The sequence below is a fragment of the Pseudomonas sp. PGPR N4 genome, from assembly GCF_059693665.1.
Genome location: NZ_JCAUKV010000005.1, coordinates 350,863 through 365,833 on the forward strand (window position 1 = coordinate 350,863; position 14,971 = coordinate 365,833).

Sequence of the window (14,971 nt, forward strand, 5' to 3'; positions counted from 1 at the left end):
TGCAGCTTCGGCCTGTTGTCCATTACTCAGTCACGGGCTCCCCGCGGCCCTGAAGGAGAGCTCCAGTTCTATGATTCGACGCACCTTGCCCGCAGTCTTCACGCTGCTGTTCTGCTCACCCTTGCTGGCTGGGCAGCAGACGCTGTTCAGCTTCGTGCGGCCGGCCTCGGTGGTCAATGTCATCACCGCCGACGCCGGCATGCCGCAATACAACGCCGAACAGACCGCAGAGGGCGAGGTACTGCGCCGCGTCGTGTTCAATCCGGTCGAACGCCCAAGCCTGGGCCTGAGCCCGCAAGGTGGGGCGTGGGACTGGTCGGCCGGCAAGGCCCTCACCTTGCGCCTGCAAAGTGCGATGGATTGGGCGCTGACGGTCGACGTCACAGTGCAGAGCAGCGATGGCCGCACCCTCACCAGCCGCATCGACCTGCCGGCCGGGCCTGCGCAAACGGTAATGGTGCCGCTTACCGCCAGCTCGCCGCTGAGCCAAGGCATGCGTGCCGGCCCACCGATGCCATGGACCTACGACGGCCAGCGCTTGCTGCTGACCAGCAGCGTCGGTGAGGTGGACCTGAAGCAGATCAGCTCGGTGACTCTGAGCATCCCCAAGCCCAACGTGGCGCAAAGCCTGCTGATCGAGAGGGTCGGCCTACAAGATGACGATCTCGCCTTCAAGGCAGCCTATGCCGGCCTGATCGACGCTTATGGCCAGTCGACGCGGGGCCGCTGGCCGGAGCGAATCGTCAGCGATGACCAGCTCAAAGCTGCCGATAGCCGCGAGCAGGCGCAGCTCAAGGTCTGGCTGGCAGAGCGCGGCAAGCAAGCGCTTGACCCGTACGGTGGGCTGCTGGCCGGGCCTGCGTTCGAGGCTCAGGGCTTCTTCCGTACAGAGAAACGCGATGGCCGCTGGTTCCTGGTGACGCCTGACGGCCATCCGTTCTTCTCGTTGGGCGTAAACGCTGTGGCCGCTGATGGCGGGCGTACCTATGTTGCTGGTCGCGAGGGCATGTTCACCGCGTTGCCCGGCGTCAACGAGCCCTTCGCCGCGTTCTACGGGGAAGGCAACAATGATGATGGCAATGCGTCTTCGCAGGGGCGCGCATTCAAGCAGGGCCGCTGGTTCGACTTCTACGCAGCCAACCTGCAACGCAGCCATGGCCACAGCTGTGCCCCGGCCGCCGCCGAACCGACCAGCCAGGCGTGCCCGCCGATGGCGATCGATGCCGGCCGCTGGCAGGCGCATGCTCTGAATCGCTTGCAGGCGTGGGGCTTCAATACCCTCGGCAACTGGAGCGATCCTGAACTGGGCCTGGCCAAACGGGTGCCTTACACCCTGCCGTTGTCGATCGTTGGCGACTACGCCAGCATCAGCACGGGCATGGACTGGTGGGGGCGCATGCCCGATCCGTTCGACCCACGCTTTGCCATGGCCACCGAACGTGCTGTAGCGATTGCTGCCCGTGATCACCGCGATGACCCGTGGCTGATCGGTTACTTTGCCGACAACGAGCTGGCCTGGGCCGCACCCGGTGATGATCCGCGGGCCCGCTATGGCCTCGCTTTCGGCACCCTGCGCCTGACCACCGACGTGCCGGCCAAGCGCGCGTTCCTCAAGCAGCTGCGCGACAAGTACCGCAATCAGGAAGGGCTGTCCAAGGCCTGGGGCATCGAGCTGCAGGCGTGGGAGCTAATGGAAGACCCAGGCTTCGAAGCACCGCTGCCCAACCCCGAGCACCCGGAAATCGAACGCGATTACCAGTACTTCCAACAGGTGTTCGCCGACACCTATTTCAAGACCATCGCCGATTCGCTCAACTGGCATGCGCCCAACCACCTGTTGCTCGGAGGCCGCTTTGCCCTGAGCAGCCCACAGGCGGTCAAGGCCTGCGCCGAGTTCTGCGATGTGCTCAGTTTCAACTTCTATACCCTCAAGCCTGACGACGGCTACGACTTTGCTCGCCTGGCCGAGCTGGATAAGCCGGTGCTGGTGTCCGAATTCCAGTTCGGTTCGCGCGACCGTGGGCCGTTCTGGCCGGGGCCGGTGGAACTGGCGCGCGAGGAGGACCGTGGCCCGGCGTATGCCAACTTCCTCAAGGCCGCCATGGCCCAGCCGATGATCGTCGGTGCGCATTGGTTCCAGTATCTGGATCAGCCTGCCAGTGGCCGCCTGCTCGATGGCGAAAACGGCCATCTTGGGTTGGTGGCGATCACCGATGTGGCCTATCCGGGCTTTGTCGAGGCGGTGCGCCGGAGTAATCAGCAGGTAATCGACGAGCTGCGCACGGTGGTCAGCAAGCCGGTGCCATGAGGCGCATGGGGCTGGTTGCAGAGCTGTTTGGCGACGTTTCCTGACAACCATCCGGCCACATTCAGTAGGCAAAATGGTCAACTACTGAAACAATGCACGCCTTTGCAAACTCGAGTCGTACGGAGAGCTGGCGGTGCAGATTCAGGGTCACTATGAGCTGAAGTTCGAGGCGGTGCGTGAAGCATTCGCCGCCTTGTTCGAGGATTCCCAGGAGCGCGGTGCGGCGTTGTGCATCCAGGTCGGTGGCGACACCGTGATCGACCTGTGGGCCGGCAGTGCCGACAAGGATGGGCAGCAGGCTTGGCATAGCGACACCATCGCCAATCTGTTCTCCTGCACCAAGACGTTCACCGCCGTGACTGCCTTGCAACTGGTGGGCGAGGGCAAGCTGGCGCTGGATGCCCCGGTAGCACGCTATTGGCCGGAGTTCGCTCAAGCCGGCAAAGAAGCCGTGACCCTGCGTCAGTTACTGAGCCACCGCGCTGGCCTGCCGGCCATCCGTGAGCTGCTCCCCGCCGAGGCGTTGTACGACTGGGAAGCGATGACTGCCGCGCTGGCCGCAGAAACGCCGTGGTGGACCCCAGGTACCGAGCATGGCTACGCGGCAATCACCTATGGCTGGCTGATCGGCGAGCTTATTCGCCGAGCTGACGGCCGCGGTCCGGGTGAGTCGATCGTCGCCCGCACGGCCAAGCCGTTGGGGCTGGATTTTCACATTGGCCTGGCAGATGAAGAATTCCACCGTGTGGCGCATATCGCCCGCGGCAAGGGCAATTCAGGCGATGCGGCTGCGCAGCGCCTGCTGCAGGTCACCATGCGCGAGCCAGAGGCGCTTTCAACCCGAGCGTTCACCAACCCACCAGCAATCCTGACCAGTACCAACAAGCCCGAATGGCGACGCATGCAGCAGCCTGCGGCCAACGGCCACGGCAACGCGCGCAGCCTCGCCGGTTTTTATGCCGGCCTGCTCGACGGCAGCTTGCTCGAATCGGAGTTGCTGGATGAACTGACCCGCGAGCACAGTCTCGGTGAAGACCGTACCTTGCTGACCCAGACCCGCTTCGGCCTGGGTTGCATGCTGGACCAGCCAACCGTAGCCAACGCCACCTTCGGCCTCGGTGCTGGCGCATTCGGTCACCCGGGCGCCGGTGGTTCGGTCGGTTTCGCCGACCCCGAGCACGATGTTGCCTTTGGCTTCGTCACCAATACCCTCGGCCCTTACGTGCTGATGGACCCAAGAGCGCAGAAGCTGGTGCGGGTGCTCGCCAGTTGCCTTTGATCGGCTAGTGCGGGTAATGCCCGTGCGGTTTGACTATGCTCAATGCCAATGCCTGCTACTGCAGGCAAAATTTCCTTCAATTTCATGGTGTATCGCTGATGTCTTCACAAAAAACCTTAGCACTCGCCCTGTGCCTGGCCATGACCGGTTGTGCCAGCCAATCGCAGGATGCCTCCTCGACTAGCGGACACAGCTGGTGGCCGTTTGGCTCGGACAAGGTTGCCGATCAGGAAGTGAAGCAGGCGGTGACCGAGAAAGTTGCCAAAGCCGACGCCAAGTCCGAAAGCAGCAGCCGCTGGTGGTGGCCGTTCGGCTCTGAAGAGACCCAGGCCAAGGGGCCGGTCGTTCCCAAGATTGATCACAAGGCCACCCAGGCCTGGCTTGACCAGTACGAGCCAAAGCTGCGTGAAGCGGTCAAGGACAGCAAGTTTGAAGTGGAGCGCCGCGAAGACCTGTTGGCCGTGACCATTCCGGTCGACAGCTCGTACAACCCGGACCGCCCGAACATGCTGTTGCCGGCGAGTTTGGGGCCGATCACCCGTCTGGCCAAGGCCATTGAAGTCGACCCGAAAACTGCCGTGCTGATTCTCGGTCACGCCGACAGCAGCGGTGCCGCTGCCGTTAACCAGAAGCTCAGCCTTGAGCGCGCTGCCTCGGTCTCGGCTATCTTCCGCCTGAGTGGTCTGCAACGCGACCGTTTGAGCCTCAAAGGTATGGGCTCGGTGATGCCACGCGCCGCCAACGACAGCCTCGAAGGCCGCGCCTTGAACCGCCGCGTCGAATTGCTGATGACGCCGCAGAACACCATGCTGGCCCTGTTGGCCAAATACCAGCAGCCGAACCTGGCGCCGGCCCCGGCCGCTGTGGTCGCCACTCAAGACAGCAAGGCCCCGGTGGCCAAGCCTGCAGCCAGCAAGCCTGCAGCCAAGGCCGCTGCCAAGCCTGCGGCGAAGAAAGCCGTGGCCAAAGCCCCGGTCAAGAAGGCCGCAGCCAAGACTGCTGCCAAGAAGCCGGCCGCCAAGCCGGCCGCGAAAAAAACCACGGCCGACAAGAAAGTCGCTGCCAACAGCCCTGCGAAGACCAACTGATCGTCAAGGAAGTGCTGTCATGACTCAATCTCTGGCCGATATGCGCCGCGACTACACCCGTGATGGCCTGGCCGAAAGCCAGGCGCCGGATGAGCCGTTTGCGCTGTTCCACCAGTGGTTTGCCGATGCTGTAAAAACCGAACAGGCGCCGGTCGAGGCCAATGCCATGACGCTGGCTACGGTCGATGCCGATGGACGACCGCATTGCCGGGTGTTGCTGTTGAAGGGCCTGGATGCTCAGGGATTCACCTTTTTCAGCAACTATGACAGCGCGAAGGGGCAGCATTTGCAGGCTAACCCGTTTGCGGCGATGACCTTCTTCTGGCCGGCGCTGGAGCGTCAGGTGCGGATTGAGGGGCGGGTTGAGAAGGTTACTGCGCAGGAGTCCGATGACTATTACCAGGTGCGCCCGCTGGGGAGTCGTCTTGGGGCTTGGGCTTCGCCGCAGAGTCGGGTGATAGCTGGGCGTGAAGAGCTGGAGGCTTTGGTCAAGGCTACTGAAGAGCGGTTTTCGCAGACTCAGCCGCATTGTCCTGAGCATTGGGGGGGGTATCGTTTGCTGCCTGAGCGGGTTGAGTTTTGGCAGGGTAGGGCTAGCCGGTTGCATGATCGGCTGAATTATCGTCTGGTGGCGGGGCATTGGGCTCGGGAGCGGTTGGCTCCCTGAGGTTGGTTTTCGCTGTTTTGTGAGTTTATCCGTTTTTTGTGGTGGCTGATCGGGCCCCTTTCGCCCTTACGGCGAGTCACTTTTTTGGCAAACGCCCCAAAAAAGTAACCAAAAAAGGGCTTGGCTCCACATCCGGCCCCTTCGCTGCGCTGCGGGGTTCCCTCGCTCCGGCCTTGCTCCCGGGCGGACCGCGCTGTACGGGCCATCCTGGCCCGCAGCGCTTGCCGGCCATCCATGGCCGGCACCTCCCTTCGCAAGACCTGCGCTCGGCCTCCTGAGTCGCCGGTGGATCAAGATCAAAAGCAGATCAAGAGCACGCCTCGCTGCGCAGGCGCAGATCAAGAGCTAGAGGCAAAGTCAAAAGTTTGTGTCGTGCCGTGCCGCAGCAATCTCATTCCGTACCCAAATCCAGCAGTCACCCCGATCCCGCTTTGCGCCAGCGCAGCGAGGCGTGCTCTTGATCTACCTGCGACTTCAGGAGGCCGAGCGCAGGTCTTGCGGAGGGAGGTGACGGCCATGGATGGCCGTCAAGCGCTGCGGGCCAGGATGGCCCGTACAGCGCGGTCCTCCCGGGAGCAAGGCCGGAGCGAGGGAACCCCGTAGCGCAGCGAAGGGGCCGTATGTAGGAGCGAGCCCTTTTTTGGTTACTTTTTTGGGGCGTTTGCCAAAAAAGTGACTCGCCGTAAGGGCGAAAGGGGCCATCACAGCCACCACACAAAATGGATAAGCCCGCAATCCCAAACTCAATGCAGTAATCCAAGCCGATCCAAGGTCTGACAATCAAGCGTCAGCACACACCCTGTACCGACGCTGAATGAATGCATTTTTGTTACGTATGCACCGTGACAGCCGTCAACCTGCAGCGTCTAATGGTCACCTGTCTTATGGAGATACAACCCATGCGTAAATCTGTTCTGGTGGTGGCGTTCACCACCATGTCGCTGCTGCTCGGCGGTTGTGCCTCGAGCCTGACCGGTGACAGCTACTCCCGTGATGAAGCCCGCCGCGTGCAGACCGTACGCATGGGTACCATCGAAGCCCTGCGTCCGGTGAAAATCGAAGGCACCAAGACCCCAATCGGCGGCGGCGCCGGTGCTGTAGTCGGCGGCGTGGCCGGTAGCGCCATTGGCGGCGGTCGCGGCAGCATCGTTGCCGCTGTGATCGGTGCTGTAGCCGGTGGCCTGGCAGGTTCGGCTGCTGAAGAAGGCATCACCCGCACCCAGGGCGTCGAAGTCACCGTACGTGAAGATGACGGCAGCACCCGCGCCTACGTACAGGCCGTGCAGGAGAATGAAATCTTCCGCGTGGGCGAGCGTGTCCGCATCATGACTGTAGATGGCACCAGCCGCGTCACCCACTGACAGCCGCGCTGAATGTAAAAAACCCGACCGGCAGTGCCGACCGGGTTTTTTTTACGCCTGGGTTTCAGCTCACTGCAGCCCGAGAATATCCCGCGCTACGGCTTCAGCGATGCGAATGCCGTCGACACCTGCCGACAGAATACCACCCGCGTAACCTGCACCTTCACCGGCCGGGAACAGGCCCTTGACGTTGATGCTCTGGAAGCTGGCATCACGGGTGATGCGCAGCGGCGAGGAGGTCCGCGTCTCGAGCCCGGTCAGTACTGCGTCATGCAGGTTGTAGCCCTTGATCTGCCGATCGAACGCCGGCAGCGCCTCGCGGATGGCCTCGATAGCGAACTCGGGCAGGCTCAGCGCCAAGTCACCCAAGGTCACGCCCGGCTTGTACGAAGGCTCGACACTTCCCAGCGCGGTCGAAGGCCGACCGGCGACAAAGTCGCCAACCAGTTGCGCCGGCGCCTGGTAATTGCTGCCGCCCAGCTCATAGGCGAGTGTCTCAAGCCGCTCCTGCAACTCGATGCCGGCAAGCGGCCCGCCCGGGTAATCCCGTTCTGGGTCGATGCCGACGACGATGCCCGAGTTGGCATTGCGCTCGTTACGCGAGTACTGGCTCATGCCGTTGGTCACAACTCGGCCAGGCTCGCTGGTTGCCGCAACCACAGTGCCGCCCGGGCACATGCAGAAGCTGTACACCGAGCGACCGTTCTTGGCGTGATAGACCAGCTTGTAGTCAGCGGCGCCGAGTTTCGGGTGTCCGGCGTATTTGCCCAGGCGCGCCTTGTCGATCAAGGTCTGTGGGTGCTCGATGCGGAAACCGACCGAGAACGGCTTGGCTTCCATGAACACACCCTTGGCGTGCAGCATGCGGAAGGTATCACGCGCGCTGTGGCCCAGAGCCAGCACCACGTGCCGCGCGTGCAGCTGTTCGCCGCTGTCGAGGACCACACCGGTGAGCTGTTCGCCGTCGAGGAGCAAGTCGCTTACTTTTTGCTCGAAGCGCACTTCGCCACCGAGGGCGATGATCTGCTCGCGCATGTTCTCGACCATGCCGGTCAGGCGGAAGGTACCGATGTGCGGCTTGTTGATGAACAGGATCTCGTCTGGCGCACCGGCCTTGACGAACTCTTCCAGCACTTTGCGGCCGTGGTGCAGCGGGTCCTTGATCTGGCTGTACAGCTTGCCGTCGGAGAAGGTCCCGGCGCCGCCTTCGCCAAACTGTACGTTGGACTCGGGGTTGAGCACGCTTTTGCGCCATAGGCCCCAGGTGTCCTTGGTTCGCTGGCGGACTTCCTTGCCGCGCTCGAGCACGATCGGCTTGAAGCCCATCTGCGCCAGCAACAGCCCGGCAAAGATCCCGCACGGGCCGAAGCCGACTACCAGAGGCCGCTCCTGCAGCTCGGCAGGAGCCTGGCCGACGTACTTGTAGCTGACGTCGGGGGCAACGCTGATGTTGTGATCGTCGGCGAATTTGTGCAGCAGTTCGGCTTCGTTGATGGCGTGCAGGTCGATGGTGTAGATGAACAGCAGTTCGCTGTTCTTCTTGCGAGCATCGTAGCTGCGCTTGAACAGGGTGAAGCTCAGCAACTGGTCATCGGCAATACCCAGGCGCTGGAGGATGGCCTCGCGCAGGGCTTCGTCAGGATGGTCCAGGGGCAGCTTCAGTTCAGTGATTCGTAGCATGGCAGGGTCCAGTATCCCGGCCTCTGGCGGCCGGCGGCTTTACACAAACCGCCAAGTATAAGCTGTTCGCCGGGCTCAAAGGCAGGATAAAAACCACTAGGCGATCAGTTGTCGCGGGCGCCGCCGTAGTAAGCGCAGCCGTGCACGGTCTGGCCATCGACGCGCAGCTCGGCACGCAGGTGGCGCACGGCGCCGGTGACGCTGTCGACGCAGCGCTGCGGAGCGAGCCACAGTTCGATGCGCTGGCCATTGGCTTCGCTGGACAGGTTGAGGCCACCGCCGGGCATCTGCTCTTCAAGGAACGGCAGTGGCAGCGGCGGCTGGCCGGCGCGGTTGAGGACCATGCCCTTGCCGCTGGCCTTGATGTCCCATTCCGGCGCATGGCCGCCGGCGCGCAGGGTCAGTTGCTTGAAGTTGGGGTCGTCGCAGGCACTGGCCGAAGGCTCCAGGCGATACAGCCGGCGCACATCCAGCTGGCCGTCGCTGTTGGCCTGCTTGCTGCCGGCGAGGCGCCCGCGGACATCGGCAAACAGCTTGTCGCCAGCGCCGTGGGCCAGGCTCGAGGCTTCCTGCAGGATGCCCGTGGCGCCGGCATCATTGACCACGAACGAGCGGCTTTCGCTGCAAGGTTTGAACAGCAGATGACCGCCGCTGGCGCTCAGTTCGCCCTGCATGCGCGTGGTGCCAAGGTCAGGGTCGACCGGTTTGTCGGCCAGCATCTGGCAGCCGGCGAACAGTGGCAGCAGGGTGGCGAGCAGCAGAGGAGGGGTGCAACGCATGGGTGAGGCTCCGGGGACGCGGCGGGTGAAGTGCGCACGTTACCGAGCAGTACCCGGGATCACAAGGGGTGGTGAAACGATTGGGGCCGCAAGGCGGCCCCAATGGATTACACGAAGGATCAACCGCCGAGGTAAGCGTCTCGCACCTTCGGGTCACTCAACAATGCTTCGCCAGTGCCCTGCATGACCACGTGACCGTTCTCCAATACATAGGCACGGTCAGCGATCTTGAGTGCCTGGTTGGCGTTTTGCTCGACCAGGAATACCGTCACACCATCACGGCGCAGTTGTTCGATGATATCGAAGATCTGCTGGATGATGATCGGCGCCAGCCCCAGCGACGGTTCGTCGAGCAGCAGCAACTTGGGCTTGCTCATCAGCGCACGACCAATCGCCAGCATCTGCTGTTCGCCACCGGACATGGTGCCGCCACGCTGTGAGTAGCGCTCTTTCAAGCGCGGAAACAGCTGCAGGACCTTGTCCAGTTGTTCCTGGTAATCGCCCTTGTCGGTGAAGAAACCGCCCATGGCCAGGTTCTCTTCGACAGTCAGACGGGCAAACACGCGGCGGCCTTCGGGGACCACGGCGATGCTCTTGCGCATGATGTGCGAAGACGGCTGGCCGACCAGCTCTTCCCCCAGGTATTTGATGCTGCCGCTGTGCGCCTGCGGCGAGCCGCACAGGGTCATCAGCAAGGTCGACTTGCCGGCACCATTGGCGCCGATCAGGGTGACGATCTCGCCCTGGTTGATCTCGACATTGACGCCATGCAGCGCCTGGATCTTGCCGTAGAAAGTGGAAACGTTTTCGAACTTGAGCATTACGCTTCCCCCAAATAGGCCTTGATCACATCAGGATTGTCACGGATCTGCTCCGGGGTACCATCGGCCAGGGGCGTGCCCTGGTTGATCACGACGATATGGTCGGAGATGCTCATCACCAGTTTCATGTCGTGCTCGATCAGCAGCACAGTCACGTTGTGGGATTCGCGCAGGTAGCCGATCAATGCCTTGAGGTCTTCGGTTTCCTTGGGGTTCAAGCCGGCGGCAGGTTCGTCGAGCATGATGATCCGCGGTTGGGTCATCATGCAGCGGGCGATCTCCAGGCGGCGCTGCTGGCCGTAAGCGAGGGTGCCGGCAGTGCGGTTGGCGAACTCGGTCAGGTTGACCTTGTCCAGCCAGTACTGCGCGCGCTCCATGGCTTCGTGTTCGCTGCGGCGAAAGCTCGGGGTCTTGAACAGGCCGGCAAAGAAGTTGGTGTTCAAGTGCCGGTGCTGGGCGATCAGGAGGTTTTCCAGCGCGGTCATCTCTTTGAACAGACGCACGTTTTGGAAGGTCCGCACCACACCCTTGCGGGCGATCTGATGGCCGGCCAGGCCCTGAATCGGCTGGCCGTCGAGCAGAATGGTGCCGCCACTTGGCTTGTAGAAGCCGGTCAGGCAGTTGAACACCGTGGTCTTGCCGGCGCCGTTCGGGCCGATCAGCGCCACCACTTGTTTTTCCTTGACGGTCAGGGCCACGCCGTTGACCGCCAACAAGCCGCCGAAGCGCATGCTCAGGCCGCTGACTTGCAGAATTTCGCGGCTCATCGACGCAGCTCCATATGTGGTCGTTGCATAGGCAGCAAGCCCTGCGGACGCCAGATCATCATCAACACCATCAGCGCACCGAACATCAACATGCGGTACTCGCTGAATTCACGCATCAGCTCCGGCAGCAGGATCATCACGATGGCCGCGAGAATCACGCCCAACTGCGAACCCATACCGCCCAGCACAACGATGGCGAGGATGATTGCCGACTCGATGAAGGTGAACGACTCCGGTGTCACCAGCCCTTGCCGTGCGGCGAAGAAGCTGCCGGCAAAACCGGCGAAGCAGGCGCCCAGAGTAAATGCCGAGAGCTTGATCACGGTGGGGTTGAGGCCCAACGCACGGCAGGCGATCTCGTCTTCACGCAGTGCCTCCCACGCCCGCCCGATTGGCATGCGCAGCAGCCGGTTGATCACGAACAAGGCCAGCAAGGCCAGCAACAACGCTACCAAGTAGAGGAAGATGACCTTGTTGATCGAGTTGTACTCGATGCCGAAGTACTCGTGGAAGGTTTGCATGCCTTCAGCCGCGCGACGCTCGAACGACAGCCCGAAGAAGGTTGGCTTGGGGATGTTGCTGATGCCGTTGGGGCCGCCGGTGAGGTCGGTCAGGTTACGCAGGAACAGCCGAATGATCTCACCGAAACCGAGGGTCACGATCGCCAGATAGTCACCGCGCAAGCGCAATACCGGGAAGCCCAGCAAGAAGCCGAAGGTGGCTGCCATCAAGCCGGCAATCGGCAGGCAGATCCAGAAGCTCAGCCCGTAGTAGTGCGACAGCATGGCGTAACTGTAGGCACCCACTGCGTAAAAGCCGACATAACCCAGGTCGAGCAGGCCGGCCAGGCCGACGACGATGTTCAGCCCCAGACCGAGCATCACGTAGATCAGGATCAACGTAGCAATGTCGACCGCGCCGCGCGAGCCGAAGAACGGCCAGACCAATGCCACCACGATCAGGCCCAGGATGATCCAGCGCTGGGTCTTGGGCAATGTCAGGAAGTTGCTCACCGCTGGCGAGATCAACTTGCGGTCCGAGCCACGGGCAGTCACTGCGCTCCACTGCTTGTCGAACAACACCCGCAGGAACATCAACACCGAACACACCGCAATCACGGTGATGGTGAACGGCCCCTGGCTATGCACGATCAGATTGATGCCGTCGATGCTCAGCTTCAGGCCAAGTACCGGGAAGGCCACGGCCCAGACCAGCAGGGCGCTGAAAAACGCTTGTTTGATATTCTTGTTCATACTTTCTCAACCTCCGGACGGCCCAGAATGCCGGTCGGCCGGAACAACAGCACCAGAACCAACAGCCCGAACGCCACGACGTCCTTGTACTGGTCACCGAAGATATCGGCGCCAAAGGCTTCGGCCACACCCAGCACCAGGCCACCGAGCATGGCGCCCGGAATACTGCCGATGCCGCCCAGGACTGCCGCGGTGAAGGCTTTCAAGCCCACCAGGAAGCCGGCGTTGGGGTTGATCACCCCGTATTGCATGCTCAGCAACACGGCTGCCACTGCCGCCAGTGCGGCGCCAATGACGAAGGTCAGGGCAATGATGTTGTTGGTGTTGATACCGAGCAGGTTGGCCATCTTGATGTCCTCGGCACAGGCGCGGCAGGCGCGGCCCAGGCGGGAACGGGAGATGAACAGGGTCAACAGGGTCATGGCCACCAGGGTGACGACGAACACCAGTAACTGCATGTAGGAAATCAGCACTTCCTCTGCGCCGCCCGGGCCGAAGGAGAAGCTCCCAGGGATCAGGTTGGGGATCGACTTGTCCTTGGAATCCTGTGACAGCAGCACAGTGTTCTGCAGGAAGATCGACATGCCGATGGCAGAGATCAGCGGGATCAGACGGTTACTGTTGCGCAACGGGCGGTAGGCAACGCGCTCGATGCTGTAGCCATAGGCACTGGTTACGCAGATCGTGGCGATAAAGGCCACGGTCATCAGTATCGGCAGGGAATGGATGCCCATCATGGCCAGCCCGGCGAGTGCAATGAATGCCACGTAGGACCCGATCATGTACACCTCGCCGTGGGCGAAGTTGATCATGCCAATGATGCCGTACACCATCGTGTAACCGATGGCGATCAAGGCATAGGTGCTGCCGATGGTCAATCCATTAACCAGTTGTTGGAAGAAATGGTAGATCTCAGGCATTACAGCGCTCCTAAAAACCTGATTGCATTCGCTGGCGGGGGGTAACCCGGCGCGCCTCGTGGTCTGTGCGACGATGGCAGGGCTCGGCCAGTGAACCGCGGGTGACGGTTTTAAGATTTTCAGGTGAGGCGGCTGCCGGATCACGGCAATCGTTCTCATGAACCTCGTAAAACAAAGCCCACTGCTCGCACAGTGGGCTTTTCGGTCAGCTATTGATCACGCAGTTACTGCGGGGAGACTTCGGTCTTCGGCTTGCCGAAGTGCCATTCGTAAACCACGAACTTGAAGTCTTTCAGGTCGCCCTTGGCGTCATACGACAGGTCGCCGGTCGGGGTCTTGAAGGTGCCAGCGTGGATCGCTGCAGCCACTTTGTCGGCGTCTTCGGACTTGGCCGCAACGATACCGTCAGCGATCAACTGCACAGCGGAGTAGGCCGGGAACACGAATGGGCCGCTTGGGTCCTTGCCGTCAGCCTTGATGGCATCGGCAATGGCCTTGTTCGCAGGGTCAGCGTCGAACGACTTCGGCAGGGTCACCAGCAGGCCTTCCGAAGCGCCTTGGGCGATCTGCGAGATGGAGTCGTTGCCGACACCTTCCGGGCCCATGAACTTGGCTTTCAGGCCTTTTTCTTGCGCCTGGCGCAGGATCAGGCCCAGTTCTGGGTGGTAGCCGCCGTAGTAAACGAAGTCGACGTTGTTCTGCTTGAGCTTCTGGATGATCGAGGAGAAGTCCTTGTCACCCGCGTTCAGGCCTTCGAACACGGCAACTTTGGTGCCTTTGCTTTCCAGGGTCTGTTTGACCGCGGTAGCGATGCCTTCACCGTATTGCTGCTTGTCGTGCAGTACTGCAACGACCTTAGGCTTGACGTGGTCGGCGATGTAGTTACCGGCAGCCGGGCCTTGCGCGCTGTCCAGGCCGATGGTGCGGAAGATCATCTTGTAGCCACGGGCGGTGATTTCCGGGCTGGTGGCGGCCGGGGTGATCATGATCACGCCTTCATCTTCGTAGATGTCGGATGCAGGCTGGGTGGAGCTGGAGCACAGGTGACCGATTACGTACTTGACGCCATCGTTGACCACTTTGTTGGCTACGGCCACTGCTTGTTTAGGGTCGCAAGCGTCGTCATATTCCTTGGCCTCAAGCATCTTGCCATCGACGCCGCCCTTGGCGTTGATGTCCTTGATAGCTTGCTTGGCGCCGATGAACTGCATGTCGCCGTACTGGGTGACGGGACCGGTTTTCGGGCCGGCGATACCGATCTTGATGGTATCGGCAGCAAACGAATGGCTGGCTACGCCGGCCAGTACCATTGCAGCGAACAGCTTGGAAATCTTGATCATAGTGCTCCACTCATTCTGTTGTAATTCTTATAGTCCTGGCGGTCAGGGCTACAGACCGGGCGGGATGTGCAATGGCCACGCCATATGCACGCCCACCTTCCCCCGGAACATGTCCCGGAACTGTACCGGTACAGTGTAGAGCGCTGGCTCGACGCTTGAAAAGCCATCAAAAAGCGTCTGTTTCGCGGGGTGTCGCGTGATCGACATAAACATACAGAATAGCGCCATCAAATAGCCTCTATTCAGCGATGCATCCCCCATACTCGGGAGCCGTCGAGCAAATTACATATTTGCAACCGGGTTTTTCTGCAAAAATAGCGGCCTTTAAGTTGGCCGATTCTTGCTGGTAGGAACCCATGACTGATCAAACAAGCACCCTCTATGCCAAATTGCTTGGTGAGACTGCAATCATTGAGTGGAAGGCGCTGGAGCGTTTCTGGGCAAAGGGTGACCTGATTTGGGTCGACCCCGATCTGGACCTGATTACCGTTGCTGCGGCGATGGCCGAAAACCAAGGTGAAATGTTCGCCAAATGGCGGGCGGATGGCACTGTCGGCCCGGTATCGGCAGAGCAGGCGCTAGACATGCAGGCCCGTGATCCGCAAATCTGGGCTGTGGTGGTTTCGCCATTCGTGCTCATGCAGACAAAGCCCGCTACAAATCAGTGAGCTTTTTTGGTGCGTAGAAACAGGCAGGCGGCTGCTTATG

At 61.4% G+C, this 14,971-nt stretch carries 13 protein-coding genes; 6 read left to right on the top strand and 7 right to left on the bottom strand.

Annotation, left to right across the window (positions count from 1 at the left end):
* Positions 1-70 precede the first annotated feature (70 nt).
* The 5 genes from AC58X1_RS20060 to AC58X1_RS20080 all read left to right on the top strand — a co-directional run bounded on the left by AC58X1_RS20060 (position 71) and on the right by AC58X1_RS20080 (position 6,703).
* Complete coding sequence (locus AC58X1_RS20060; protein WP_259076184.1) at positions 71-2,308, top strand: beta-agarase; 2,238 nt, start codon at positions 71-73, stop codon at positions 2,306-2,308.
* Positions 2,309-2,441: 133 nt separating this feature from the next.
* Positions 2,442-3,587: a serine hydrolase domain-containing protein gene (locus AC58X1_RS20065; RefSeq protein WP_101321809.1), complete on the top strand. Its 1,146-nt coding sequence runs from the start codon at positions 2,442-2,444 to the stop codon at positions 3,585-3,587.
* Between the two features lie 98 nt (positions 3,588-3,685).
* Positions 3,686-4,675, top strand: coding sequence for an OmpA family protein (locus AC58X1_RS20070; RefSeq protein ID WP_150570555.1), 990 nt, complete (start codon positions 3,686-3,688; stop codon positions 4,673-4,675).
* 19 nt (positions 4,676-4,694) lie between these two features.
* The gene (gene pdxH, locus AC58X1_RS20075) at positions 4,695-5,342 is read left to right on the top strand and encodes a pyridoxamine 5'-phosphate oxidase (protein WP_312387074.1); all 648 of its coding nucleotides are present in this window, start codon (positions 4,695-4,697) and stop codon (positions 5,340-5,342) included.
* Between the two features lie 899 nt (positions 5,343-6,241).
* The gene (locus tag AC58X1_RS20080; protein ID WP_150573613.1) at positions 6,242-6,703 is read left to right on the top strand and encodes an outer membrane lipoprotein; all 462 of its coding nucleotides are present in this window, start codon (positions 6,242-6,244) and stop codon (positions 6,701-6,703) included.
* Positions 6,704-6,772: 69 nt separating this feature from the next.
* On the opposite strand, the gene AC58X1_RS20085 is transcribed toward AC58X1_RS20080, so the two are convergent.
* The 7 genes from AC58X1_RS20085 to AC58X1_RS20115 form a co-directional block, all read right to left on the bottom strand.
* The gene (locus AC58X1_RS20085) at positions 6,773-8,383 is read right to left on the bottom strand and encodes an NAD(P)/FAD-dependent oxidoreductase (RefSeq protein ID WP_497429359.1); all 1,611 of its coding nucleotides are present in this window, start codon (positions 8,381-8,383) and stop codon (positions 6,773-6,775) included.
* Positions 8,384-8,487: 104 nt separating this feature from the next.
* Complete coding sequence (locus AC58X1_RS20090; protein WP_101321804.1) at positions 8,488-9,162, bottom strand: COG3650 family protein; 675 nt, start codon at positions 9,160-9,162, stop codon at positions 8,488-8,490.
* 119 nt (positions 9,163-9,281) lie between these two features.
* On the bottom strand, positions 9,282-9,983 hold the full coding sequence (locus AC58X1_RS20095; protein ID WP_101321803.1) for an ABC transporter ATP-binding protein: 702 nt from the start codon (positions 9,981-9,983) through the stop codon (positions 9,282-9,284).
* Complete coding sequence (gene livG, locus AC58X1_RS20100; protein ID WP_101321802.1) at positions 9,983-10,750, bottom strand: high-affinity branched-chain amino acid ABC transporter ATP-binding protein LivG; 768 nt, start codon at positions 10,748-10,750, stop codon at positions 9,983-9,985. The genes AC58X1_RS20095 and livG overlap by 1 nt, the downstream gene beginning before the upstream one ends.
* Positions 10,747-12,003 (bottom strand): high-affinity branched-chain amino acid ABC transporter permease LivM, encoded by a 1,257-nt coding sequence (locus AC58X1_RS20105; RefSeq protein WP_101321801.1) that lies wholly within the window; start codon positions 12,001-12,003, stop codon positions 10,747-10,749. Before AC58X1_RS20105 ends, livG begins: the two co-directional genes overlap by 4 nt.
* A complete protein-coding gene (gene livH / locus AC58X1_RS20110; protein WP_447732709.1) occupies positions 12,000-12,923 on the bottom strand; it encodes a high-affinity branched-chain amino acid ABC transporter permease LivH in 924 nt (307 codons plus the stop codon). The genes AC58X1_RS20105 and livH overlap by 4 nt, the downstream gene beginning before the upstream one ends.
* A gap of 224 nt (positions 12,924-13,147) precedes the next feature.
* Entirely contained in the window at positions 13,148-14,263 is a 1,116-nt protein-coding gene (locus AC58X1_RS20115; protein WP_150571553.1) for a branched-chain amino acid ABC transporter substrate-binding protein, read from the bottom strand.
* A 356-nt stretch (positions 14,264-14,619) separates the two neighbouring features.
* Between AC58X1_RS20115 and AC58X1_RS20120 the strand changes: the two genes are divergently transcribed.
* Positions 14,620-14,931, top strand: a complete 312-nt coding sequence (locus AC58X1_RS20120) for a DUF2288 domain-containing protein (protein ID WP_101321797.1) — start codon at positions 14,620-14,622, stop codon at positions 14,929-14,931.
* Positions 14,932-14,971 lie beyond the last annotated feature (40 nt).